At 38.3% G+C, this 22,998-nt stretch carries 24 protein-coding genes; 13 read left to right on the top strand and 11 right to left on the bottom strand.

From position 1 onward, the window contains the following. Nucleotides 1-35: 35 nt before the first annotated feature. The 5 genes from K348_RS0105680 to K348_RS0105660 form a co-directional block, all read right to left on the bottom strand. Nucleotides 36-869: an energy transducer TonB gene (locus K348_RS0105680; protein WP_029903822.1), complete on the bottom strand. Its 834-nt coding sequence runs from the start codon at nt 867-869 to the stop codon at nt 36-38. A 25-nt stretch (nt 870-894) separates the two neighbouring features. Continuing rightward, the gene (locus K348_RS0105675) at nt 895-1,554 is read right to left on the bottom strand and encodes a biopolymer transporter ExbD (protein ID WP_029903820.1); all 660 of its coding nucleotides are present in this window, start codon (nt 1,552-1,554) and stop codon (nt 895-897) included. A 34-nt stretch (nt 1,555-1,588) separates the two neighbouring features. Beyond that, a complete protein-coding gene (locus K348_RS0105670) occupies nt 1,589-2,200 on the bottom strand; it encodes a biopolymer transporter ExbD (RefSeq protein WP_029903818.1) in 612 nt (203 codons plus the stop codon). Between the two features lie 68 nt (nt 2,201-2,268). After that, nucleotides 2,269-3,090, bottom strand: a complete 822-nt coding sequence (locus K348_RS0105665; RefSeq protein WP_029903816.1) for a MotA/TolQ/ExbB proton channel family protein — start codon at nt 3,088-3,090, stop codon at nt 2,269-2,271. A gap of 405 nt (nt 3,091-3,495) precedes the next feature. After that, the gene (locus tag K348_RS0105660) at nt 3,496-4,881 is read right to left on the bottom strand and encodes an aspartate kinase (RefSeq protein ID WP_029903814.1); all 1,386 of its coding nucleotides are present in this window, start codon (nt 4,879-4,881) and stop codon (nt 3,496-3,498) included. A 253-nt stretch (nt 4,882-5,134) separates the two neighbouring features. On the opposite strand from K348_RS0105660, the gene menA reads away from it, so the two are divergent. The 6 genes from menA to secG all read left to right on the top strand — a co-directional run bounded on the left by menA (nt 5,135) and on the right by secG (nt 9,606). After that, on the top strand, nt 5,135-6,040 hold the full coding sequence (menA, locus tag K348_RS0105655) for a 1,4-dihydroxy-2-naphthoate octaprenyltransferase (protein WP_029903813.1): 906 nt from the start codon (nt 5,135-5,137) through the stop codon (nt 6,038-6,040). After that, a complete protein-coding gene (locus tag K348_RS0105650) occupies nt 6,040-6,531 on the top strand; it encodes a metallophosphoesterase (protein WP_029903811.1) in 492 nt (163 codons plus the stop codon). The genes menA and K348_RS0105650 overlap by 1 nt, the downstream gene beginning before the upstream one ends. 118 nt (nt 6,532-6,649) lie before the next feature. Continuing rightward, nucleotides 6,650-7,924: a sigma-54-dependent Fis family transcriptional regulator gene (locus tag K348_RS0105645; protein WP_029903809.1), complete on the top strand. Its 1,275-nt coding sequence runs from the start codon at nt 6,650-6,652 to the stop codon at nt 7,922-7,924. Continuing rightward, complete coding sequence (gene lptE, locus K348_RS0105640; RefSeq protein ID WP_029903807.1) at nt 7,921-8,424, top strand: LPS assembly lipoprotein LptE; 504 nt, start codon at nt 7,921-7,923, stop codon at nt 8,422-8,424. Before K348_RS0105645 ends, lptE begins: the two co-directional genes overlap by 4 nt. A 40-nt stretch (nt 8,425-8,464) precedes the next feature. Further along, nucleotides 8,465-9,241: a hypothetical protein gene (locus K348_RS0105635; protein ID WP_029903805.1), complete on the top strand. Its 777-nt coding sequence runs from the start codon at nt 8,465-8,467 to the stop codon at nt 9,239-9,241. Further along, complete coding sequence (gene secG / locus K348_RS0105630) at nt 9,238-9,606, top strand: preprotein translocase subunit SecG (RefSeq protein ID WP_029903802.1); 369 nt, start codon at nt 9,238-9,240, stop codon at nt 9,604-9,606. The genes K348_RS0105635 and secG overlap by 4 nt, the downstream gene beginning before the upstream one ends. A gap of 57 nt (nt 9,607-9,663) precedes the next feature. Here secG and K348_RS0105625 read toward each other — a convergent pair whose 3' ends face one another. Continuing rightward, on the bottom strand, nt 9,664-10,113 hold the full coding sequence (locus tag K348_RS0105625) for a type I restriction enzyme HsdR N-terminal domain-containing protein (protein WP_029903801.1): 450 nt from the start codon (nt 10,111-10,113) through the stop codon (nt 9,664-9,666). Nucleotides 10,114-10,188: 75 nt separating this feature from the next. Between K348_RS0105625 and K348_RS0105620 the strand changes: the two genes are divergently transcribed. The 3 genes from K348_RS0105620 to K348_RS0105610 are packed head-to-tail and all read left to right on the top strand — an operon-like array spanning nt 10,189 to nt 12,925. Next, nucleotides 10,189-10,962, top strand: a complete 774-nt coding sequence (locus K348_RS0105620; RefSeq protein ID WP_029903800.1) for an AMP nucleosidase — start codon at nt 10,189-10,191, stop codon at nt 10,960-10,962. Nucleotides 10,963-10,964: 2 nt separating this feature from the next. Next, entirely contained in the window at nt 10,965-11,969 is a 1,005-nt protein-coding gene (gene holA / locus K348_RS0105615; RefSeq protein ID WP_029903799.1) for a DNA polymerase III subunit delta, read from the top strand. Nucleotides 11,970-11,980: 11 nt separating this feature from the next. After that, entirely contained in the window at nt 11,981-12,925 is a 945-nt protein-coding gene (locus tag K348_RS0105610) for an alpha/beta hydrolase (RefSeq protein ID WP_029903797.1), read from the top strand. A gap of 53 nt (nt 12,926-12,978) precedes the next feature. Here the strand turns inward: K348_RS0105610 and K348_RS0105605 are convergent, their stop codons facing one another. Continuing rightward, a complete protein-coding gene (locus K348_RS0105605; protein ID WP_029903795.1) occupies nt 12,979-13,977 on the bottom strand; it encodes a family 43 glycosylhydrolase in 999 nt (332 codons plus the stop codon). An 82-nt stretch (nt 13,978-14,059) separates the two neighbouring features. Continuing rightward, nucleotides 14,060-15,472, bottom strand: coding sequence for an ATP-dependent RecD-like DNA helicase (locus K348_RS0105600; RefSeq protein ID WP_029903794.1), 1,413 nt, complete (start codon nt 15,470-15,472; stop codon nt 14,060-14,062). Between the two features lie 82 nt (nt 15,473-15,554). Between K348_RS0105600 and K348_RS0105595 the strand changes: the two genes are divergently transcribed. Together K348_RS0105595 and K348_RS0105590 are read left to right on the top strand one after the other, a co-directional pair. After that, nucleotides 15,555-16,364 (top strand): DUF3822 family protein, encoded by an 810-nt coding sequence (locus tag K348_RS0105595; RefSeq protein ID WP_029903793.1) that lies wholly within the window; start codon nt 15,555-15,557, stop codon nt 16,362-16,364. After that, a complete protein-coding gene (locus tag K348_RS0105590; protein ID WP_029903791.1) occupies nt 16,361-16,906 on the top strand; it encodes an RsmD family RNA methyltransferase in 546 nt (181 codons plus the stop codon). Before K348_RS0105595 ends, K348_RS0105590 begins: the two co-directional genes overlap by 4 nt. Here K348_RS0105590 and K348_RS0105585 read toward each other — a convergent pair. The 3 genes from K348_RS0105585 to K348_RS0105575 all read right to left on the bottom strand — a co-directional run bounded on the left by K348_RS0105585 (nt 16,899) and on the right by K348_RS0105575 (nt 21,571). Continuing rightward, a complete protein-coding gene (locus K348_RS0105585) occupies nt 16,899-18,137 on the bottom strand; it encodes a glycosyltransferase (protein WP_029903789.1) in 1,239 nt (412 codons plus the stop codon). The two genes, K348_RS0105590 and K348_RS0105585, sit on opposite strands and share 8 nt — an antisense overlap. Continuing rightward, nucleotides 18,134-19,345, bottom strand: coding sequence for a radical SAM protein (locus K348_RS0105580; RefSeq protein WP_029903787.1), 1,212 nt, complete (start codon nt 19,343-19,345; stop codon nt 18,134-18,136). Before K348_RS0105580 ends, K348_RS0105585 begins: the two co-directional genes overlap by 4 nt. Before the next feature lie 966 nt (nt 19,346-20,311). After that, nucleotides 20,312-21,571 carry a DNA recombination protein RmuC gene (locus tag K348_RS0105575; RefSeq protein ID WP_029903785.1) on the bottom strand — a complete coding sequence of 420 codons (1,260 nt, stop codon included), beginning with the start codon at nt 21,569-21,571 and terminating at the stop codon, nt 20,312-20,314. 116 nt (nt 21,572-21,687) lie between these two features. Here K348_RS0105575 and K348_RS0105570 point away from each other — a divergent pair, with 116 nt between their 5' ends. Both K348_RS0105570 and K348_RS0105565 read left to right on the top strand, forming a co-directional pair. Continuing rightward, complete coding sequence (locus K348_RS0105570) at nt 21,688-22,026, top strand: hypothetical protein (RefSeq protein ID WP_029903783.1); 339 nt, start codon at nt 21,688-21,690, stop codon at nt 22,024-22,026. Nucleotides 22,027-22,028: 2 nt separating this feature from the next. Then, nucleotides 22,029-22,961, top strand: a complete 933-nt coding sequence (locus K348_RS0105565; protein WP_029903781.1) for a bifunctional methionine sulfoxide reductase B/A protein — start codon at nt 22,029-22,031, stop codon at nt 22,959-22,961. The last annotated feature ends 37 nt before the right edge of the window (nt 22,962-22,998 follow it).

The following is a 22,998-nucleotide window of genomic DNA, read 5'->3' as shown; positions in this document are numbered from 1 at the left end:
GTTTGTTCTTTAAACAAATCTTTTAATCAATTGCATTACTGTTTCAAACGGAATACAATCGGAAGTGTAAAGTACACAGGCACATTCAGACCGTTTTGTTTACCCGGAATCCATTTTGGCATCGATTTGATAACCCTGACTGCTTCTTTGTCGCAAGAAGGGTCGATACCGCGGATTACAGTAACATCTGATATTGCTCCAGTTTTAGTAACAACGAAACGGACAGTAACACGTCCCTGAATCCCTGTTTCCTGAGCAACCATCGGATACTTCAGATTGTCGAATATAAACTTATGCATTTCCGTTTCACCACCCGGGAAACTTGGCATCTGCTCTACTGTAACAAATGGTTTTTCTTCTACAGGTTTTTCTTCCACAATTTGCTTGTGCTCTCTCAACTCTGCAATGTCAATACCATGTTTGTCGTCAGTACCTTTCACGTCAGCCACTGAAATCTGGATCTTAGTTTCCTGAATTTCTTCCTGACCTACCATTTTGTCGTCAGCTACTTCTTCGTCTTTCGCAATTGTTGGCGGAACGAATTTCACTGTTGTTTTCAATGGTGGTGGCGGTGGAGCCGTTTCCTGTTTGATAATGTTCTCTTCCGGAATTTCCTGTTCAACCGGAATCTGAGACAACTCATAAGCCTCATCCATCGGTCCTTGCTGGTTTTGTGTAAGCTTTTTAATCTCACTTACCAATCCTGGTAAAGCAGATACGAAAGCAGCAAAAACCAACACAACCAAGAATGCCACAATATGTCTCTTCGAAGATGATTGACGTAGTCTGTAGGCACCATATTGTTTGTTTTTTCCTTCAAAAACTACATCACACCATTCTGCGGAATTTAATCTGATATCTTTTGACATAATTTACTCCTTGTTTATAATGTGATTACTTTTTTGGTGGTGCTGACTCTGCCCCGTAAGCTCCTTTAGTCTTGAGATTTTCAAGAAGGAATTGGTCACCTTCTGTCATATCCACGATAGCATATTTGTCAATACTACAAATCTGCATTTCATCCAACGCATCTACAAGATTCTTATAGTTCGCATCGGCGGTAGGTTTAATTACAACAACCTGTCCGTCCTTTACGCCCTTGATTTCCTTAGACCTTTCCTGAAATTCTGCATCCGACATTCTCTTGTTAGTCACATACTTTTCGTGCTTCAGTTCTCTCATCTGATTTACGACAGGAGCATTTCTTTCCAACAATAAAGCACGAAGTCCTTCAGGTGAAAAATCTGTTTCTTTCAAGGTTGTATAATCCTCATAGTTAGGCATACCTGTATAATAGTATACCTTATCTTTTTCTCCGAGAATGAGGGTGATCGCTTTCGATTCTTTTACCTTTACTTCCTCGTCTTCGTTGAGCTTTTCATTAGTAGGCATCGCAATATCCATTACTTGCGGCTTACTCAACGTAGTACAGAACATAAAGAATGTAATCAAAAGCATGTTCATATCCACCATCGGAGTAAAGTCGACCCTTAGGGTTTCCTTTTTAGGTTTTCCTTTTTTTACTTCCCCGCCACCGGTTTCTATTGAAGCCATAATCTTTTTCTTTTAAAAATTTTAAATTTGATTATCACAAGCCTTCCGGCGTTCTCTTGAGAGTGGTCACGAGGCTGTATCTGTTTTCTTTCATTGCAACCAGAATTTTCATCACTTTATCCACTTCAGGATATGGTGTTGTCTGATCTGATTTTATTGCGATTTGCAGATTGTCACCTCCTACTTCACGTGCATGTTTCACCCAACGTGCTAACTGGTTGTTAGTACTGTCGGCCGGCACACCCATTTTCTTTATTTCTTCATCCTGCGAACTTAGCGGTAAATCTAAAAATGCAGACATCCTGTTCATAGGCACACCGATGTGTGTTTGCTCTACGAATGATTGCACCTGCTTAGGATTAAATGTAACGCCATAGTCTTGCCCCATCAATTGCAACACAGATTTTTTAGCATTATTGTCATCCAGATTCAAAAATATCTTTCCTTGTGTATCAATTAAAATAGTCAATACATTATATTCTGATATTTTGCGCTCGGATACTGATGCCGGTGTCAAAACCTGTACCGGTTCTTTTGGCAAGAATGTCGCTGTAAGCATGAAGAATGTGAGCAAGAGCACAGTAACATCACTCATCGCGGTCATGTCGATAAATGTGCTCTGTTTTTTAACTTTAGTCTTTCCCATCTATTCTTGTTTTACTTATTAGAGTAGAATTCCATAGAAATTCCACAAATTATTCTGAAAAAAATTAATTATTTACCTAAACCTCCGTGTAACTGAGTGTAAGTCTGGCCAATAGCGAAACCTACTTCGTCAACAGCGTTAGTCATATCTTCAACTTTTCCAGAGAAGAAAGAATAAGAAATGATAGCACAAGCACCTGTACCGATACCCATTGCAGTATTCATCAAGGCCTCAGAGATACCGAGAGCCAGTACTGTAGAGTCCGGAGCACCTTCCTGAGCCATCGCACCAAACGACTTGATCATACCAAGTACCGTTCCGAATAGCCCCATCAGTGTACCTAATGTAGAGATAGTAGCGATTACTGAAAGATTTTGTTGCAAATATGGAAGTTCCAAAGTTGTAGCTTCTTCTATTTCTTTCTGAATGATTGCAGCTTTTTCGTCGTTGTGCAGGTCAGTCAATTTTTCAACGTCTGCATATCTAACTAAGCCGGCTTTAAGGATGTTAGCAACTGAACCTTTTTGCTCGTCGCAAAGCTTAGAAGCACCGGCGATATCACCAGCTTCAAGTTTAGCTTTTGCATTCATCACAAATTTAGCTGTGCTGCCTTTACCACTAGCTCTGTTCAAAGCAAAGAATCTTTCAACAGAAAGAGTAAATACTGTAAGCAACAATGTGATTACGATCGGAATTACCCATCCCCCTTGGAACAGTGTTCCCAGCATATTTCCTCCTATTGGGTGACCTTTTTCGTCGAAGTTGCTGTCAGCACCAGCTACAAGATAGAAAAATAAATGCGCAACGATAGCACATCCAATAACTACAAGAAAAGCTGAAACACCTTTAGATCTAGGCTTTTTGTTCAGTTGTTGTTTTTTAGTTTCCATAATGATAATAAATAATTTAAGTTTAGTGAATCAATTTTGTTCTTTATAATTGTTATACATTCAATGTTTCAAACTCAAAAAAGCTGTTCAGGGCGACAATACAGGTTACAAATATAATATTCCATTTTATCTATGTAATATATTTTGTCCTGAAATTGCACTCCGACCAAAACTTTCTGTTGAATATAACGCTAAAAGTAGCTTTTTATTCTTCGAAAAAAACAACTCTATAAAAATAATTTTCAATAAATTAAAAGGTCTAAACATCTGTATACGTGGAGTTTCTACATTTAGATGTGTCCACTAGGTATTAAATCTTAAAAAGAACCCGTTATTCCAGCTAACAAAAATAGAATTAAAAATGATTCTACACAATTAAAAAATATAAAAAAAGTCTTATTAAATCTATTTATCAATACATAGCTCGTCATTGAGTGCTATTACAGCCTCGTTGTAGAATTCTCTTTTTATCACAAACTGCATATTTACCTGACGTAACGATTGGCCGAAACTTTCGACATTAATACCCCTGTCATACAATGCTTTTGCTGCTCTATAGAGGAATCCCGGCAAGGCAATATTAGTTCCCATAGCACAAACCAAAGCCACCCGTTCGGTAATTACCTGATAGAAATTCTTTTCCAGTTCGGCAATCAATTCACGCGACTTATAATTATCCCATACAATATTCGTTATCGAGTTGGCATTAGTCGACTTAAGGATATAGCTAACCCCGTATTTAGCAAATAATTGCATAATCTTCAGGTCGAAGCCTACCTCACCTACCATCATGGGATCGTGAACTTCTATAGCCAGCACTCTATTCGTTCCCGAAACAATCTCTACCTTAGGCACTTCCGAGATATAATCGCGTGTGATCAGAGTTCCGGGATGCTCCGGCTCGAATGTATTTTTTATACGAATATCTATATTAGCCAATTCCAGCGGTTTGGCAGCTTTAGGATGAATCGCTTCCATTCCTATGTCGGCAAGCTGATCAGCAATAATATAATTGGTGCGTCCTACAGGCACTGTTTTTTCGACACCTACGATATTAGGATCGGCGCTTGAAAGATGATATTCTTTATGGATTATTGCTTCTTTTGCCTGCACTTCTACAGCAACTTTGCTAAAGGTAACCTCGGTATAGCCACGGTCGAAAGCACGCATAATACCCTCTGTACCCTTTGTATAGCCTGTAGCCACGCATAATTCCTTGCTAAAATCAACACCCTTAAAAGCACGGTGTATGCGCTCATCTATCGTTAGAGGCAGCGAATCGTTAAATCCGCATAAGTCTATAAAGCGGGCAGATATACCATTATTATTCAGTATATTGACAGAATTCCATGCAGAATGTGCCTCACCTATCGAAGCCAATATTTCGCGGGCAGCCAGACATATATCATCGGCATTGACATAGCCGGAAGCCATTACCTTACTGAGACTGTGAAGCATGGTTTTAGCCTGCCTGATGCGGTAAGTGATAAATTCACCGGCTTCATGCAGGTCGAGGCCGATTTCTTCAAATCCTTTGTTAATTAACAAAAGGCGTTGGCAAAGGCTATCGAGACCGATACTGTAATCGCTGTTTTCGAGAAATTGAACATACACCCCGGGCTCGCCAGTCTTCTTATGCTCCAACAACCAGTTAGTCACATTATTATAAGCCGACACAACAAATATACGGTTGTACATTTCGTCGGGTGTTCTCTTTCCGATTATTACATTCTGCAGCACATCTTTGAACTTCGACATCGACGTTCCGCCAATCTTCTCTACTGTAAGCATTTCTATCTTTAAAACTTCTAATTTTTAATTGCGCAAAAATAATAAAATAATCCTATTTATTATACTTATACGGAATATTGTCATATTCTTAGCACAAAAATTAACCGAAGTGAAACTGTATTATACAGCAATGTTAATTAACGAATGATTTCTATAAAGCATTTTAATGCGCTCCATGAATAAATCTTGTCTGCAAATATGGGTATACGCCTTATTTCTTTAAATTTGCATTCTTAAAACATACCTTATATCAATGGCATCATTCAAATCATGGATTTCGGCACTCCGCCCCCGTACATTATTTCTTGCTGTTGCAACAGCATTATGCGGAAGTGCAATTGCTTATAGTACAGGCCGGTTTAGCATTTTGGTCTGCATACTAACTTTATTGATTGCTACCATTCTTCAATTACTGTCCAATATGGCAAATGATTTGGGCGATTACCAACATGGAACCGACATAACAGGGGAAAGAGTCGGCCCCCAGCGTACGGTACAGAGCGGAGCTATCACTCCAAAGCAGATGAAAAACGCCATATTAATTGCAATCATAGCTGCAACAATAGTCGGGTTACTCCTTATATATATAGCATTACAATTTATGGCATTAAAATATGTAATCCTATTCCTATTATTGGGAGCAGGTTGTATTATAGCTGCCATAAAATATACAGCAGGTAAAAATCCTTACGGATATAAAGGGCTGGGTGATATTTTTTCTTTTACTTTCTTTGGATTGGTATCCGTTGTAGGAACTTATTTTCTGCATACACATACTATAGATTTCATGCCATGGCTGCCCGCTATAGGTCTTGGATTCCTTACTGTAGCGGTACTGAACCTGAATAATATGCGCGATATAGAGAATGACCACAAATCGGGTAAAATAACAATTCCTGTGCGCATCGGAATTATAAATGCCAAGCGCTATCATGCTTTTCTTATTTTCGGGGCTTTAGCATGCTTTATTATATATTCTTTATTATATGCAACTCATTGGCACCAGTTTTTATACCTGATTTGGTTCTTCATTTTTTTTAAACTACTGGCCGATATATTCAGCATCACGGAAAACCGCCTCTTAGACCCTTATTTAAAATATACTTCTATGGGAACTTTTATCTTGTCAGTTTGTTTCTCAATTTGTATAAACTTATAATGAAAAAGATTGGATTAATCTCGGATACACACGGTTGGTGGGACGAAAAATATGAGAAATATTTTGCCGATTGCGACGAAATATGGCATGCAGGGGATATCGGTTCTATGGACTTAACACTGCGTTTTGAAGCGTTAAAACCTTTCCGGGCAGTGTATGGAAATATCGACGATAGCAAAGTTCGGGCAGCTTATCCCGAATTCCTGCGCTTCACGCTCGAAGATGTAGATGTGCTGATGACGCACATAGGCGGCTATCCCGGTAAATATGATCCGCGGATGCGTTCTGTATTGTTTGCCAATCCCCCTAAATTATTTATATCCGGGCATTCCCATATCCTTAAAGTTATGTATGACAAGAAACTTAATTGCTTGCATATTAATCCCGGGGCAGCAGGAAAATACGGGTTTCATAAGGTGCGGACACTTATCCGTTTCATTATTAACGAAGGAAATATTTCCGATCTGGAAGTAATAGAATTAAACGACTGAAAATCGGGGATATTTACAAATCTTCACTAAAAAAGACTGACAAAATAGTATTTAATATGTAATTTTGTCAGGTTTATAAGATATTTATATTCACAAGGCTTGCTTATTCATTAAAAACATGGCGAAACCAGATATACAACAGGTAAAACAACGATTCGGTATTATCGGGAGTAATCCAGATCTTAACCGTGCTATAGATATTGCGCTTCAGGTTGCTCCTACCGACATGTCGGTATTGGTAACAGGAGAAAGCGGTGTGGGAAAAGAAAATTTCCCGCAGATAATTCATCAGTTCAGCCATCGTAAACATGGTACCTATATTGCCGTCAATTGCGGCTCTATACCGGAAGGAACCATCGATTCCGAACTTTTCGGACATGAGAAAGGGTCGTTTACCGGAGCAACAGGTGAACGCAAAGGTTATTTCGAGGTGGCAAACGGGGGTACATTATTCCTCGACGAAGTAGGGGAATTACCTTTATCTACACAAGCCCGCTTACTGCGTGTACTCGAAACAGGTGAATTTATTAAGGTTGGTTCGTCGAAAGTAGAAAAGACCGATGTCCGCGTAGTTGCTGCTACCAATCTGGACATGGTGACTGCTACCCGGAACGGGCGCTTCCGTGAAGACCTATATTACCGTCTGAATACCGTACCTATCCGCATACCTGCTTTAAGAGAGCGAAAAGATGATATTCCACTCTTATTTCGCAAATTTGCGAGCGATTGCGCCGAAAAATACAGCATGCCTCCGATAACCCTGACAGACGATGCAAGGCAAATGCTGAAAGATTATTACTGGCCGGGAAATATCCGCCAATTGAAAAATATTACCGAGCAGATTTCTATCATCGAGCAGACAAGGGAAATAACTCCCGATATTCTCAAATTATATCTTCCGGCAAATGAAGTAGGTCTTATTCCTGTAGGTACAATAAATTCGAGTGAACAAAAAAGTTTTAATAATGAACGTGAGATATTATATCAGGTGTTGTTCGATATGAAAAAGGACATGAACGAGCTGAAGAAGATAGTTCATGATATCGTTGCCGGCAATATGAAAGCTGCAGATATAATATCGTCTCCTTTAGTTGGCAGCAGCGATAAACCGTTACCTCCGATGGTAGTGAATAGCTCCGAAAGGAATGCTCCTATTACCGTAAAAGAAGACGGCCATACAATTATTCCGGCATCGAACATTGCGGATGCCGATGTAATAGATGCACCTGAGTATGAAGAGGAAACCCTGTCATTACAGGATGTAGAAAAAGATATGATAATAAAAGCATTGGAACGGCACAACGGAAAGAGAAAGAATGCAGCGCAGGATTTGAAAATATCGGAACGTACACTATACCGGAAAATTAAAGAATATAATCTGGAGAATCTATGAAAAAAACAGCTTTATCGCTTTTAATACTTCTTCTTATAACAGCATGTACCGTTTCGTATAAATTTAACGGGGCTTCTATTAATTATGCTGAAACTCCGACAATCGAAATAAGGGATTTCCAGAATCAGGCGCCATATGTTTATCCTCCTCTGACACAGGTCTTCAACGAGAGGATGAAAGATGTATTTACACGTAATACAAAGTTGGAATTTACATCAATAAACCCGTCACTTGAGATTGAAGGCGAAATTATCAGATACGAGCTCACTCCTTTATCTGTGAAAGAAGATAATTTTTCTGCTGAAACACGCCTTACTATGGAAGTAAGAATGCGTTTCCGGAATAATAAAAATCCGCAGGAAGATAAGGAAGAAACTATCAGTGCATACCGTGACTTCTCCAGTAACCTGATGCTCACAGATGTGCAGGACGGACTGATCGATGAACTCACAAAAGATATTGTAGATCAGATTTTCAATACAACAATGTCTAACTGGTAATATACAATTTTAGCTATACCTTAATTTAATATTTTGCAAAATGGATATTCAACAGTTATATAAATTAACGGAAAAGGGTGAAAATCCGTCTATGGCAGATATACACCCGTTAAAAGACCTAGTGGAAGAGTATCCTTATTTTCAAACGGGTATTTTCACCTACCTGAAGGCTCTTTACCTGTTCGACAACGAGCAGTTTGATGAAGAACTAAAACGCCTTAGCATTTTCGTAAACGACCGTAAAGCCCTGTTTTATTATATATTCAGTGATGAATATGATAAGTTCTTCGAGCAGACAGGTAAAAAAGAAGTAAGTGAAGATAAGACAAGCCAGTTGCTGAATGCATTCTTCGAGGCTACGGGAAATGATGATCAGCAAACAGATTTTGAATATGAAACACTGTCCTCCGGACTGGCTACTATAGATTATCTTTCTTATCTGCAGGAAACATCATATGAAGAAACATTTACAGAAAAAGAGGAAAAAGCTCCCGAACTGAAACATCAGGATATAATAGATACATTTATCTCCCGAGCAGAAACAGACGGAGGTATCCGCATCGAACTCAATACGGAAGAATCTGATAAGGAACAGCACGAAGAAAAAGCCGAAGAAGCCGAAGACGAATTAAACGAAGATGTATTCTTTACCGAAACCCTTGCCGGAATATATATAAAACAGAAGAAGTATGAGAAAGCATACAAAATTATTAAACATTTAAGTTTGAATTATCCGAAAAAAAATATTTACTTTGCAGACCAATTGAAATTTTTGGAAAAACTGATTATAAATTCGAAATATAAAAATACAAAATGATTACACTTATTACTGTATTAATTGTAATTGCATCTATTGCTTTGATACTGATAGTTCTTGTTCAGAACTCAAAAGGTGGAGGCCTTTCTTCCGGATTCTCGTCTTCGAATGCTATTATGGGCGTTCGTAAAACTACAGACTTCCTTGAAAAAGCAACTTGGGGTCTTGCCGGATTTGTTATGGTGATGAGTATCGTTTGTGTTATGATAAAGCCAAAAACGACATATACGCTGCAACCTGAAGTTGGCGCTCCTGCACCTGTGAATACTGGTGCTCCTGATATGTCGACTACATTGCCTGGTTTACCTCAGGCTCCTGCAGGCGAGCAACCGGCTCAACAGCCTGTAACTCCTCCGGCTGAATGATCAACTAAATAATATATAGGAAAATGGCTTCTCGGAAACGGGAAGCTTTTTCTTTTTCTACAGTTCGGTATAGAGAGGAATTTCGGGAAGGTATTCGAATGTCTGTGTATCATAATCCATCCGGCAACAGTAATGCTTAAGGCCGTTGGAAACAATCAGGTATTTAACCTTTAATACAATATTATACCTGACTATCTGATCGAAAACAGCCTGTGTAATCATTACATCGGGGGATTTATATTCTACAATCACCAAAGGCGATAAAGCCCGGTCATATACGACCGAATCACATCTTCTTTTCAGATTATTTAGGTTGATCTGGATCTCATTAGCTATTAATAAAGACGGATATCCCTTTTCTGTAATGAGGTAATTTACAAAATGCTGACGCACCCATTCTTCGGGAGTGAGGGCAATATATTTGCGTCGCAGCTTGTCGAAAACACTCGGCTTACCGTTCACTTTTTTTACATTTATATCAAAAGGGGGCAGATTTAAATCCAACATTTGTTACCTTTGCTAGTCTTGTACAACAAAAAGAAAAAGATACTTGTTGTATCTTAAAACAAATGTAAAATTAATATGAAAACAAAACAAGAAATTGTAAACAATTGGCTTCCGCGTTACACGAAAAGGCCACTTGACCAATTCAGTAAATATATATTGCTCACCAATTTTGCGAAATATGTAGAAGTTTTTGCCAATCACTTCAAAGTTCCGATTGTAGGAATGGACGGTAATATGCCGAATGCTTCCGCAAACGGAATCACCATTATCAACTTCGGTATGGGGAGTGCCAATGCCGCTACCATAATGGATTTACTAAGCGCTATCGAACCCGAAGCAGTATTATTCTTAGGCAAATGCGGAGGAATCAAAAACCATAACAACCTCGGCGACTATATACTTCCTATTGCCGCCATAAGGGGTGAAGGTACATCAAACGACTATCTCCCACCCGAAGTGCCGTCGTTACCGGCCTTCAGTCTCCTGCGCTCGGTATCGTCGACAATAAGAAACCACAACCGCGACTATTGGACAGGTACAGTATATACAACAAATCGCCGTGTATGGGAATATGATGATGTATTTAAAGACTATCTGAGGCGTATACGAACTATGGCTGTGGATATGGAAACCGCTACGTTGTTTACATGCGGCTTTGCCAATAAGATTCCTACAGGTGCGCTTCTGCTGGTATCTGACCAGCCGATGATATCGGAAGGTGTGAAAACGGAAAAGAGCGATAATCTCGTTACCCAGAATTTTGTAGAGGAACATGTCATGATAGGCATTGAATCTCTTACCACATTGATAAATAACGGACAAACAGTAAAACATCTCCGCTTCGAATAAATATGACCTTTGAACAAATCATAACTGATATTAAAGCACGGAAACTCAAACCCATTTATTTGCTAATGGGCGACGAGCCGTATTATATTGACGAAATCACAACTCTTTTAGCTAATACCGTATTGCCGGAAGAGGAACGGGATTTCAACCAGACTATACGTTATGGTATGGAAACCGATGTAGCATCGGTAATTACGCTGGCACGCAGTTTCCCGATGATGTCCGAATATCAGTTGATTGTGATTAAAGAGGCGCAGGCATTGAGTAAAATAGAAGAGTTGGAAGTATATGCAAAAAATCCTCTTCATACTACAATACTGGTTATTAACTACAAAAACGGCACACTTGATAAGCGTAAAAAGCTATATGCCGAAATAGATAAAAACGGTGTTGTATTCGAATCGAAAAAAATACCTGAATATAAGATGCCGGCTTTCATCTCCTCTTATATTCAGCAAAAAGGTTTGGCGATAGATGCAAAATCTTCCCAGATGCTTGCCGATTATCTGGGCAACGATTTAAGTAAGCTGACGAATGAAATAGCCAAACTGCTTATTGCCATACCGCAAGGACAAAAGCAGATAACCCCCAACCTGATAGAAGAAAATATTGGTATCAGTAAGGACTTTAATAATTATGAATTATTGAAAGCTGTTATTGAAAAGAATGTCTTCAAAGTAAATCAGATAGCCGACTACTTCGAAAAGAATCCGAAAAATAATCCGCTGATTGTTACACTTGTTGTCTTGTTCAATTTTTTCAGCAATCTGATGATATGCTACTGGGCAAAAAATAAAACAGAACAAGGCATTGCTGCCGAGCTCGGTTTCAGGAATCCATATCAGGCAAGGGATTACGTGACGGCTATCCGCAACTATAATGCTTTTAAATGTATGGAGATTATCAACCTGTTGCGTACATACGATGCCAAAGGCAAAGGAGTGGATAATAATTCCGTACCGGACGGTGAACTATTGAAAGAATTACTATACAAAATAACCCATTAATAATACATCGTATGAAAAAGGAATGTGTTATTACTTTAGTTATAGCATTGTTTATTTGTATGGTTATCCATGCAAATGATAATCCTGTAAGAAAGGAAACATATGTATATGCTGTAAAAGAGACGGATTCCTTACGTCTGGATAAATATGATCTGTCATCTGGGGCAGAAGCAAAGCCTTGTATTATTTTTATGTTCGGCGGTGGCTTTGTATCCGGTACGCGCGACAGAGCAGGATATATTGACTATTTCAATTACCTTGTCAGTAAAGGCTTTACTGTTGTATCTATAGATTACAGGCTGGGTATGAAAAATCTGAATTCATCTGACCCGATGCGTATCATAGCCAAACTAAATAATAGTATTGCTATTGCTGTCGAAGACCTTTTCGATGGTACAGCATTTGTTGTACAGAATGCATCGAAATGGAATATCGATAAAGATATGATAATAGCAAACGGATCGAGTGCCGGAGCAGTCTCCGTTCTGCATGGCGAATACGCAATATGCAATAAAGCTAAAGTAACGGAGAAGCTTCCGAACGATTTTAAATATGCAGCTATAATCTCCTTTGCAGGTGCTATATTCAGTACAGAGGGAGATCTCAAATGGCCGTCCTCTCCTGCCCCATTGTTACTGTTCCACGGAGATGCCGATAGCAATGTACCATATGATAAAGTTGAACTTGCCAACTATGGTTTTTACGGATCGAAGCACATTGCAGCGCAATTAGAAGAAATGAAAAGCCCATATTTCTTCTTTGATATGAAAAATGCTGCACATGAAATAGCCGATAACCCGATGAGAAATTGTAGAGACGAAATAAACATTCTGCTCGATAAATTTGTGAAACAAAAGCTGCCTTTGATGATTCACTCCGAGATAGAACAGATCGGAAAGCCTGAATTAAAGAAAGATTTCAATATTACGGACTATATAAAGACCAACTTCAAATAAAGAAAGCACGGTACATACCGTGCTTTTTACTTATACTATAATTATTTTTTCTTCTAAAACACAGGTTTATCGGCCGATAATGACGGACTTCCGCCCTCTATATAGGGCCATCCTTCCTTATCCCATCTTACCTGATCGAGCAACAAGATGCGTCCTTTCGGGTTAGTTAGATCTACACCGTGATAGAATATCCAGTCGTTCCCTTTTTTATCCTGTACTATCTCCGAACAGTGACCATTACCAACAAACCGGGAATTAGGACCAATTACTATAGAATACCCGTTATCTATCATATCTTTTCCTGTTTTATCCAGATACGGACCGAATAAAGATTTGGAACGGCCGACTACGAGCTTATATGTACTTTTCGCTCCTTCACAGCAACTGCCGATAGAAGCAAACAAATAGTAATATTTACCTTTCTTATAAATGTATGTTCCTTCAAAGGCTGTACCTGCAATGCGCTTTTTCTCCGCTCCCGGCTTAATGCTTAGCCCATCCTTACTTAACTCGATAGCATATATACCTCTGAAACTTCCCCAGAAAAGATATTTCTTACCCTTCTCTTCAATATAAAACTGGTCGATAGAATTCTGGACATCTATTTCATTACTCCTGAAAAGTTTTCCCTTATCGGTAAAAGGTCCTTCCGGTTTATCCGATACCGCAACACCGATACCGCATGTCCATTCACCGCCCCATACCGACATTGAGTAATAAAGAACATATTTACCATCGATATAATTAATATCGGGTGCCCATAAGCTGCCTTTCGGCTCGAAATCGGGGCGCGTATCTTTTGTGAAAGCTGTACCTAGAAAAGTCCAATCGACCAGATTAGCCGACTTGTAAATAGGCAAATTACGTATATTTTCGGTTGCGTAGAGATAAAAATATCCATCTTTGGCCTTGATTATTGTCGGATCAGGCAAACTTTCAGCAACAACAGGATTCTGATAAATATTAGAATTTTGTGAAAATAAAATACTTACATTAATAAATTGGAGTGTAAGAAATGAAATGATAAGTAAAATAAGTCTGGTTCTTTTCATAATAAACGAATTGAGTTAAAAATACCTGGGCACGCCAAAATTAATACAGAAAAAGCGAATAAGAAAAATTTAAGGCCGGTTATTATATAAATTCATCGGGAAGATTCACCAAAAACAATTTATTGCTGGCACGCGTAATTGCCGTATAAAGCCAACGGTAAAAATTTACTCCGAGATGTTCTTCCGAAATATAGCCTAAATCTAAAAAGACATTATCCCATTCCCCGCCCTGTGCTTTATGGCATGTTACAGCATAGGCAAACTTTACCTGCACGGCATTGTAGAACGGATCAACTTTCATTTTCTTCATCTTACCTGCTTTTGTGGAAATGTCGGAATAATCTTCCAAAACGTTGAGAAATAATTCTTCCGAACGTTCCCGTATCAGGCTGGCAGCATCAGAATAGAGTGTATCCATCAATATTTTTATCTCCAGCTCTATATCGTAATCTATACTTTTTACCAAAACATCGCGAAAGCGAAATCCATATAACTCCTGCTCTCCTCGAACGCGCATGACTTCTACAATTTCACCGTTAGCCAGGAAATCAATACCTTCGATATTCTCCGTCCAATGATAGTTATTTTTAGTAATCATCAACATATCCCCGGCCGATAGTTCTTCTTCACGGTAAAGTATACGGTTTCTTACGCCCTGATTGTATATATTGGAGCGCTTGTTGGAACGGGAAATAATCATTGTATTTTCCAAACCGTCACGGTTGTAGGCTGAAGATATTTCATCTATCAAGTCCTCTCCCGATATGCGGACGATATCTGTGAACTTATTCAGCTTCAATTTGGGATAAGCGTCTGTTTTTCCTTTACTCAATGCATTGCGAATATTAGTAGCATTATATAATATCCCCGAACTTTCGGCCTGCCGTACTATCTGTGATAACATCGCTTCGTATACTTCCAACCCATAACCTTGCAGCACTTCTGACTGCAATGCCGGACTGTCTTCTTCTCCTACGGGAGGCAATTGTGCCGAATCACCGATAAGTAACAAACGGCAATTTTCTCCGGAATATACGTAATGAATCAGGTCATCGAGTAACCGCCCCGTACCAAAGAAAGAGGAATCGAGGCCGTTATTGCTTATCATCGAGGCTTCATCGACAATAAACAATGTATCCTTATATAAATTATCCATCAGCCCGAAGCTGCCAAATTCGCCACTATACTTCTGCTGACGGTATATCTTTTTATGAATTGTAAACGCAGAATGATTGGCATAGGATGAAAATACTTTCGCAGCACGGCCTGTAGGTGCCAGCAGCATGGTCTTTTGCTTAAACTCCGTCATGGTTTTGACCAAAGCTCCCAAAAGAGACGACTTTCCTGTTCCTGCATAGCCCCTTAATAAAAACAAAGATTCTTCTTTCTGCAAAAATAAAAAACCGACAATCTTTTCCAATGCGGCAGCCTGCTCAGAAGTAGGTTCGAAAGGGAAGTTCTGTTTAATTTTATCGAGGAAGAAATTTTGTATCATAATGAGCTTTAAACGAATTGAAGGTCAAAAATAGCAGATAAAAATATCTTTTTCTAACTTTGCTATTATTAAAATCGAAAATATGTTCTTACCAGAAAGTATAGACTTAGGACACTCGGAAAAATATGTCCTTTCAATCCGTATAAGGCCGCATGGTTTTACATTCTCCATATCCGATCCGGAAGACGGAAGAAACTATTGTCTGCGCGAAACGTCTTTCTCTGAAAAAGACAATCTGGCTGTCAATATCCAGCGGATTATTTTCGAGTTGAGTTTCCTTACTCAGGAATTTAAACAAACCAATGTAATTATTGTTTCGTCCGATTACGACCTGGTTCCCGCTCCATATTTCATGGTGAAAGAAAAAGATCAATTATATAATCTGACGCATACACAGCAAGAAGGCCATATTCTGTCTGACCTTATCGAAAAACAGGATATAGTTACTTTATATAGCATAAATGATGAAATATTCGGATTCCTTTCCCGTAATTTGTGGGATCCTCATTTTTTTCATCATTCCACCTTGCTTATAAATTTATTCGAAAACAGGGGTGCTGCAAATCCAAACAAATCCAAAATGCACCTTAACTTCCATGAGAATAGCATGGATGTTATTTGCTTTGCAGGGAACAAGCTTGTACATAGCCTGACTTATGAAAACGAACCGGCAGCCAATCAGGCATATTTTATATTAAAATTGTGGGAAATCTGTGGATTCGACCAATTGGAAGACATTGTATACATTACAGGAAAAGCCGATGATTTACTTATCATCAGATTACAGGAGTATATTAAAAATATAGAACAAGTCAGCTCTCCGAGTGAAATATATCTATGGAGTGAAGATGCGCAAAATGCTCCTCTCGACTTGTTAGCATTGTCATTATGAGAATTATCAGCGGAAAATATAAAGGACGTAGATTCAACCCGCCTAAAAACTTCAGAGCAAGACCAACTACGGATTTTGCCAAAGAAAATCTGTTCAATGTACTGAATAACATGATCGACTGGGAGGAAACTACCGCACTCGATCTTTTCGGAGGTACAGGAGGCATAAGTTTCGAACTGGTATCAAGAGGATGCCCAAAGGTAGTATGTATCGAAAAGGATTTCAATCATGCATCTTTTATCGAAAAGACAAAAAGCGAGTTGAAGATACAATCCGAATTATCGCTATTAAAAATGGATGTTTTCTGCTATCTAGAACGTGCAAAAGAACAATTCGACCTGATTTTTGCCGACCCGCCTTACGATCTGAAAAATTTTACAGAAGTGCCCCGCTTGGTATTTGAACGAGATTTGATAAAACCAGAAGGCATGCTCATTCTGGAACATTCTAAAGACTATGATTTCTCAGACTTGCCGCTATTTACAACTAAACGTGTGTATGGCAGCGTCAATTTCAGCATGTTTGAGAAAGCTTCTATATAGCGTTGCTAAACGATTCGATATAATTGCACAAATTGTTGATACCGTTTTCCCCGTTTACTTTTTTGGCTAGAGTTGCAGCATTATCTTTATATTTCTGATTATAAACAAGATCGTTTATTTTCTTCCTTAATTGCTGCTTAGGAATTGTAATCTTTATTTTTCCCGGGCCTGTACCCAGTTCTTTTACCCGTAATGCCCAATAACCCTGATCTATCAGCAAAGGTATTATCATTTGCGGCTTAGCTGCACTGGCTACACTATGCGTGGTACCACTTCCCCCATGATGAATAACAGCATCGCAATATGGAAAGATCAACTTGTGCGGAATCGCTTTATCCATAATAAACAGATTCTCGTTATCTTCCAGATTAGAGCCTGTCTTGCACCAGCCCGAACCGACTATCAGTTTGTATCCGTCTTCATTGCATATATCCAAGAGGTTTTTGCAGAAAAAGTCTTTTTTTTTGGCATCGCAACTGCCCAATGTGAAGAATATTACAGGCTTATCATCCTTCTTTATAAAATCGAGTACGTTCGTATATAGATTCTCGTCATACTCGAAAGAGTTATTAAAGCAATAGCCCCCTATCATCCACCGATATTTCCAGTCAGGATCGGTATTACCCAGATAATTGCTGTGCATAAGGTAATTATAGGCATTACCGGCGGCATGCGGTGCATATTTCTTTATCGGCGGCATGCCTAAAGACTTTCTGTTCTTATTTAGTGTTTTTCTTACCATAAAATCCGTCCCCCTGTTGAGTAGGCTCCACATGAATGTAGGAGTAAAAATTTTATTCGAATCGGATAGGGGAACAATCGGCGGCGGTATTTTCCGTCCGGGAATAAGCGGGGCGTATGCCGTGCGTATAATAGGCTTTTCGCAATACTCGGCTATACTGACAGCAGCAAATTCAGTGTTGGCAGAAACAAATATATCATGTTCTTTGAGCACAGGTATAAATTCTTCAAACTGGTTATCTATGACCCTGCGTATCCATTTCAGAATATGGTTGAATGATTTTGAAGGTTCCGGAAGGTCTTCAATGACACCGACAATATCGTCGGAAGCCTGCAAAACATAATTCAGATTGAGTTTCTTTGCTTCTTCTTCAAATATCAGAGGTAAACTGAGCGTAACATAATGCCCTCGTCTGGTTAGTTCGGTAGCAACTGCCAGATATGGAAATATATCGCCATGAGAACCTCTTGTGACTAAAAATATTTTCATGCTACCCCAATTTCTGCAAGTCTGGTTTTATCAACTTCGTATTTTGTTTCAAGTTCACTCAATATGTTTTCTTCAACAACTATAGGTTTACCCAGTTTTTTCACTTCGCAATATCCTTTGTATACTTTAGATATCATTTTACGCGGATTGAATACAATGGAAGACATAATCCAGCACCCATGCGTACACCAGCAATTGGCGTTATAGCCATATCCTATGTCGCTGACTTCCTTCTTCATTGCATCTCCCTGCATAATCTTACTGATATCACATCCGTAGTCTTTCACGTTACCAATCGGGTCTCTCAACTCGCAGGAACGGAAACGTCCGTCGTAATCGATAACAAGAGTGGTTTCCCCTGCTGTACAATCCATACCCCACGGAGTGGGTTTGTCTATATTGCTTGCCCTTACATCATACAGTGTCCTGATAAGTCCGAGATAAAAGAACTTTGTCATAAACTTCTGTACGCGGCCACCGTCTTTTGCCATACGGTCGGCATATCCGGCATATATCGGAGCCATTCTGTCCTGCAATTCACGCAAAGTTTTTTCAGTAAGTATCTTTACATTATCTTCGCGGGTCATACCTCTGGCAGCCTCGATAGTATGTGTCGATACATTGAAACGGCCGAATAGCCACAGCATAAAGTCCATGACTTCTTCCGAATTATATTTGGTGATAACAGTTGCTATATTTTTAAGGACGTGAGGATCATTGCCAAAGTTGTCATTTATTTTCGCTAATGTTTCTATTGCCTTATAGAAATTTCCGGGAACTCCCCTTTGCTTATCATGTGTTTTATCAAAGCCGTCGAGAGATACACTGACTGTAAGATTCAGGTCGGGACATTTTTCTCTAAGATATTTCAGCCATTCAACAACGCGATCAGGCTTTAGACCGTTAGTAGGCATATTCACATCCTTGATCTTGTTATTTTTATAAAACATCTCGATTATCTGGGGTAAGTCTTCCCGTAAGGTTGGCTCTCCGCCGGACAGCCATAGCCGGTTGAATTCTCCTGCCGTTTCAGACAATCTGGATATTTCTTCGAAAGTCAGATCTTTTTCTTTCTTGTCCATATCGCCTGCGTAAAAACACATTGTGCACTTTGCATTACAACGGCCGGTAACAAACAAAAAGATAGATTCTAATTTTCTTTTCGAACTCATACGTTCAAAAGAGCTTTTCGTACGCTTAGTTTTCATAGTGATAATAAAATGTATGTAGTTTTAATCCCGTTTTTTATCGTTTTTCAGAACAATGGCATTTCTCTTACTTATATTAGTGCAAAATGAATAGGGCAAATATAAAGATATGAGGTTATAATCATGCAGGAATGCATAAGTTTATTCTCTGATAATAGATGTTTTTGAATATTTTAACAAAAGACTATGTGTTATTGTGGAAGATGAATAAAGACGTAAAATGGCAAATTATATAAAAAAGAAAAGGTTGTCATCCCGACAACCAATCTTCATTGTTAACCTTAAATCTAATACTATGAAAAACACATTACAAAGATAAGGCACATTTATGTCATAAAATATAGAAATCTAATATTTCTTCATTACTACAACTTTATTTAACCAGAGTGTTATAATTTATTATTTTTAGATAGGGAAATAAGATTACTGGTTAATAAAATATAAGAGTATAATACTCCGCCTGCTTCTACACATTTGGAATATCTTAGTCAAAAATAAAATAAAAGTATGGAATCTGAAAAAGGAAATTATTTAGATTATATTTTCGGGTTACTATAAAAAAAGAAAAGGTTGTCATCACGACAACCAATCTTCATTGTTAACCTTAAATCTAATACCATGAAAAACACAGTACAAAGATAGCATATTTTATGTTATAAAACATGTTTTATCTAAATAAATTCATCAATTTAACTTTGTTTAAGTGTTATAAAACATATAATATAATTTGCCTATATGAAAATCAACCACTTATGATTATAGTATATTTTTTATCAAATGTATATTTAATGAAAAGGAAAGTTATTTGCAAAACCGCTATAAAAAAGAAAAAGGTTGTCATCACGACAACCAATCTTCATTGTTAACCTTAAATCTAATACCATGAAAAACACAGTACAAAGATAGTATATTTTATGTTATAAAACATGTTTTCTAATATTTATTTTCTATTGTAACATTATTTAACTACTTCTCGCTATCAGGAAGCTCTTTCTGTGCCTTTATACCCAATTCTTTTAGCATTTCAGCCTGACGCATAAGATTACCATTCCCTTCTTTCAATTGAGAAAAAGCCTTGTCATAAGCCCTTTGAGAACGCTCGATATTTTTTCCCACATCCTGCAAAGTATCTACAAAACCCGCAAATTTATCATATAATGCGGCTCCCCGCTTAGCTATTTCTATGGCGTTCCGGCTTTGATATTCACGTTTCCACAAGTCGGCAACTACCTTCAATGAAGCAACAAGGTTTGTAGGACTTATCAGCAATATCCGCTTCCTGTATGCATAGTCCCAGATAGAAGAATCTAGCTGCATAGCCAGTATATATGCGGGTTCATTAGGTATAAACATCATTACAAAGTCAAGTGAATCTACATAATCCTGATAGCATTTCTGGCTCAATTCATCGATGTGCTGCCTGATAGAGACAATATGTTCCTTTTCCGCAATCGTTTTTATATCATCGGTTGTTGATTCTACACATCGCACATAAGCATTTAAAGACACCTTAGAATCGATAATAATCTTTCTGCCACCGGGATATACCACCACTATATCGGGCTGCATATACTTATCCTGATCATTTCTCACACGTCTGCCATTCTCATCTACAATAAATTCCTGAGTGAAATACTCTTCCCCTTTTTTCAGGCCCGACCGTTCAAGGATAGATTCAAGGATCATTTCACCCCAATTTCCCTGTACCTTATTATTGCCTTTGAGTGCCTTGGTAAGATTGTTGGCATCTTCACTTATCTGATTATTCAATGCCACCAGTTCACGGATACGTTCTTCTAATGAAAAGCGTTGCTTCGATTCCTTATCGTACGTTTCTTCGACTTTTACTTTGAATTCAACCAATTTTTCATTCAACGGTTTCAGAATAGCTTCCATATTTGACCTGTTCACATCTGTGAAACGAAGTGTTTTTTCCTCCAATATCTGATTTGCCAGTATCTGGAAGTCTTTATTAAGCTGTGTACGGGCATTAAGCAATTCATCCTGCTGAGTACGCATCTGCTCCTCTTTGGATTGTAAGAGCGCTTTACTGGCCGCTATTTCATGTATATGGCTTATCTGTTCCTTCAGCAGAATATCTTTTTCTGATTGCAAACGGCTGATTTCATTTTTTAAATCCTGCTCACGTTGCTTATTCCCCCGCTGCAATAATATGATTACGATCACTGCTATGATAAGGATTGCAAAAGCATAAACTAATTCCATGTTGATTTGTTTTTTAAGGAGATTCGAAGTTATTTAAAATATACCCTTTAACAAAATTTGCCTCGAAAAACTTGTGAACATTCACTTTCAAAGATATTTTTGCTTAACTGATTGAAATGAGATTTATATACAGCAAACATTTTCCGCCAAAGGATTTCGGAGCCATTAACTTGTTCGGCCTGATTATTGTACGTAAAGATTACGGTTCTTTGACAAGAGTGGAACAGAATCACGAACAGATACATACACAGCAGATGATGGAGATGCTGTTTGTTGTATTTTATCTGTTTTATATAATCGAATGGCTCGTCCGACTTATACAATATAGAGACAGGATGAAAGCATATCAGAATATTTCATTCGAAAGAGAGGCATATGCCTGCATGTATGACTTGTCATATCTGAAAAAAAGAAAACTATTTGCATTTAGAAATTATTATAGAAAGAAAGGATAAAAATGAAAAGATGGATATACTTATTGTGCATAGCTCTAATGGGAATATCTTGTGTGCATAGTCAAAACAAAATAAATAGCGAAAATATGGATTACAATAAACTTACATCCGAAGAAGAAAGAGTTATATTGCATAAAGGAACTGAAGCGCCATACACCGGCGAGTATCTAAACAACAAACGCGAGGGAGTATATGTATGCCGAAGGTGTAATGCACCTTTATATAATTCATCAGACAAATTTGATTCGCACTGTGGGTGGCCGTCTTTCGACGACGAGATAAAAGGTGCTGTAACGCGTGTACCTGATGCTGACGGTATGCGTACCGAAATTATTTGCAATAATTGTGGGGCACATTTGGGACATGTATTTCTGAACGAAGGATTTACAGATAAAGAGACACGACATTGCGTAAACTCAATTTCATTAAAATTTATACCAGAACAGAATAAAATGATTAAGAAAGCTTATTTTGCATCCGGATGTTTCTGGGGCACAGAATATTACTTTATGAAAGCTAAGGGTGTTGCTCATACGTCCGTGGGCTTTATGGGAGGACATGTAGATAATCCGAGTTACGAACAGGTCTGCCAGAAGAATACAGGGCATCTTGAGACTACGGAGGTCGAGTACGATATTTCAAAAACTTCTTATGAAGATTTGGTTAAGCTCTTCTTCGAAACTCATGATTTTACCCAAACCAACGGACAAGGCCCCGATATCGGCCCGCAATATCTTTCCTGTATATTTTATGCAGATGAGAATGAAAAAGAAATAGCTGAGAAATATATTAAAACTTTAGAAAATAAAGGTTATAAAGTGGCTACTATGCTGAAACAACTATCTACATTCTGGAAAGCCGAAGATTATCATCAGCAGTATTATGAGCATAAAGGCACTTCGCCGTATTGCCATGTATACAAAAAGATATTCTAAGGGAATAGGATAATATATTGTATATTAACGAATCCAA

Source organism: Prevotella sp. 10(H), from assembly GCF_000711235.1.
Classification (GTDB): domain Bacteria; phylum Bacteroidota; class Bacteroidia; order Bacteroidales; family Dysgonomonadaceae; genus Dysgonomonas.
Note: the sequence above shows the minus strand (reverse complement) of the source record. Positions and strands in the feature narration are given on the sequence as shown.

Excerpts from the sequence above, each read along its gene's own strand:
- K348_RS0105585 (WP_029903789.1), bottom strand. The coding sequence starts at position 18,137 with ATGAAAATATTTTTAGTCACAAGAGGTTCTCATGGCGATATATTTCCA.
- K348_RS0105675 (WP_029903820.1), bottom strand. The coding sequence starts at position 1,554 with ATGGCTTCAATAGAAACCGGTGGCGGGGAAGTAAAAAAAGGAAAACCT.
- K348_RS0105605 (WP_029903795.1), bottom strand. The coding sequence starts at position 13,977 with ATGAAAAGAACCAGACTTATTTTACTTATCATTTCATTTCTTACACTC.
- K348_RS0105565 (WP_029903781.1), top strand. The coding sequence starts at position 22,029 with ATGAAAAGATGGATATACTTATTGTGCATAGCTCTAATGGGAATATCT.
- K348_RS0105580 (WP_029903787.1), bottom strand. The coding sequence starts at position 19,345 with ATGAAAACTAAGCGTACGAAAAGCTCTTTTGAACGTATGAGTTCGAAA.
- K348_RS0105625 (WP_029903801.1), bottom strand. The coding sequence starts at position 10,113 with ATGTTGGATTTAAATCTGCCCCCTTTTGATATAAATGTAAAAAAAGTG.
- K348_RS0105600 (WP_029903794.1), bottom strand. The coding sequence starts at position 15,472 with ATGATACAAAATTTCTTCCTCGATAAAATTAAACAGAACTTCCCTTTC.
- K348_RS0105575 (WP_029903785.1), bottom strand. The coding sequence starts at position 21,571 with ATGGAATTAGTTTATGCTTTTGCAATCCTTATCATAGCAGTGATCGTA.
- lptE (WP_029903807.1), top strand. The coding sequence starts at position 7,921 with ATGAAAAAAACAGCTTTATCGCTTTTAATACTTCTTCTTATAACAGCA.
- K348_RS0105590 (WP_029903791.1), top strand. The coding sequence starts at position 16,361 with ATGAGAATTATCAGCGGAAAATATAAAGGACGTAGATTCAACCCGCCT.
- K348_RS0105665 (WP_029903816.1), bottom strand. The coding sequence starts at position 3,090 with ATGGAAACTAAAAAACAACAACTGAACAAAAAGCCTAGATCTAAAGGT.
- K348_RS0105670 (WP_029903818.1), bottom strand. The coding sequence starts at position 2,200 with ATGGGAAAGACTAAAGTTAAAAAACAGAGCACATTTATCGACATGACC.
- K348_RS0105645 (WP_029903809.1), top strand. The coding sequence starts at position 6,650 with ATGGCGAAACCAGATATACAACAGGTAAAACAACGATTCGGTATTATC.
- K348_RS0105650 (WP_029903811.1), top strand. The coding sequence starts at position 6,040 with ATGAAAAAGATTGGATTAATCTCGGATACACACGGTTGGTGGGACGAA.
- K348_RS0105620 (WP_029903800.1), top strand. The coding sequence starts at position 10,189 with ATGAAAACAAAACAAGAAATTGTAAACAATTGGCTTCCGCGTTACACG.
- K348_RS0105595 (WP_029903793.1), top strand. The coding sequence starts at position 15,555 with ATGTTCTTACCAGAAAGTATAGACTTAGGACACTCGGAAAAATATGTC.
- K348_RS0105660 (WP_029903814.1), bottom strand. The coding sequence starts at position 4,881 with ATGCTTACAGTAGAGAAGATTGGCGGAACGTCGATGTCGAAGTTCAAA.
- holA (WP_029903799.1), top strand. The coding sequence starts at position 10,965 with ATGACCTTTGAACAAATCATAACTGATATTAAAGCACGGAAACTCAAA.
- secG (WP_029903802.1), top strand. The coding sequence starts at position 9,238 with ATGATTACACTTATTACTGTATTAATTGTAATTGCATCTATTGCTTTG.
- K348_RS0105610 (WP_029903797.1), top strand. The coding sequence starts at position 11,981 with ATGAAAAAGGAATGTGTTATTACTTTAGTTATAGCATTGTTTATTTGT.
- menA (WP_029903813.1), top strand. The coding sequence starts at position 5,135 with ATGGCATCATTCAAATCATGGATTTCGGCACTCCGCCCCCGTACATTA.
- K348_RS0105680 (WP_029903822.1), bottom strand. The coding sequence starts at position 869 with ATGTCAAAAGATATCAGATTAAATTCCGCAGAATGGTGTGATGTAGTT.
- K348_RS0105570 (WP_029903783.1), top strand. The coding sequence starts at position 21,688 with ATGAGATTTATATACAGCAAACATTTTCCGCCAAAGGATTTCGGAGCC.
- K348_RS0105635 (WP_029903805.1), top strand. The coding sequence starts at position 8,465 with ATGGATATTCAACAGTTATATAAATTAACGGAAAAGGGTGAAAATCCG.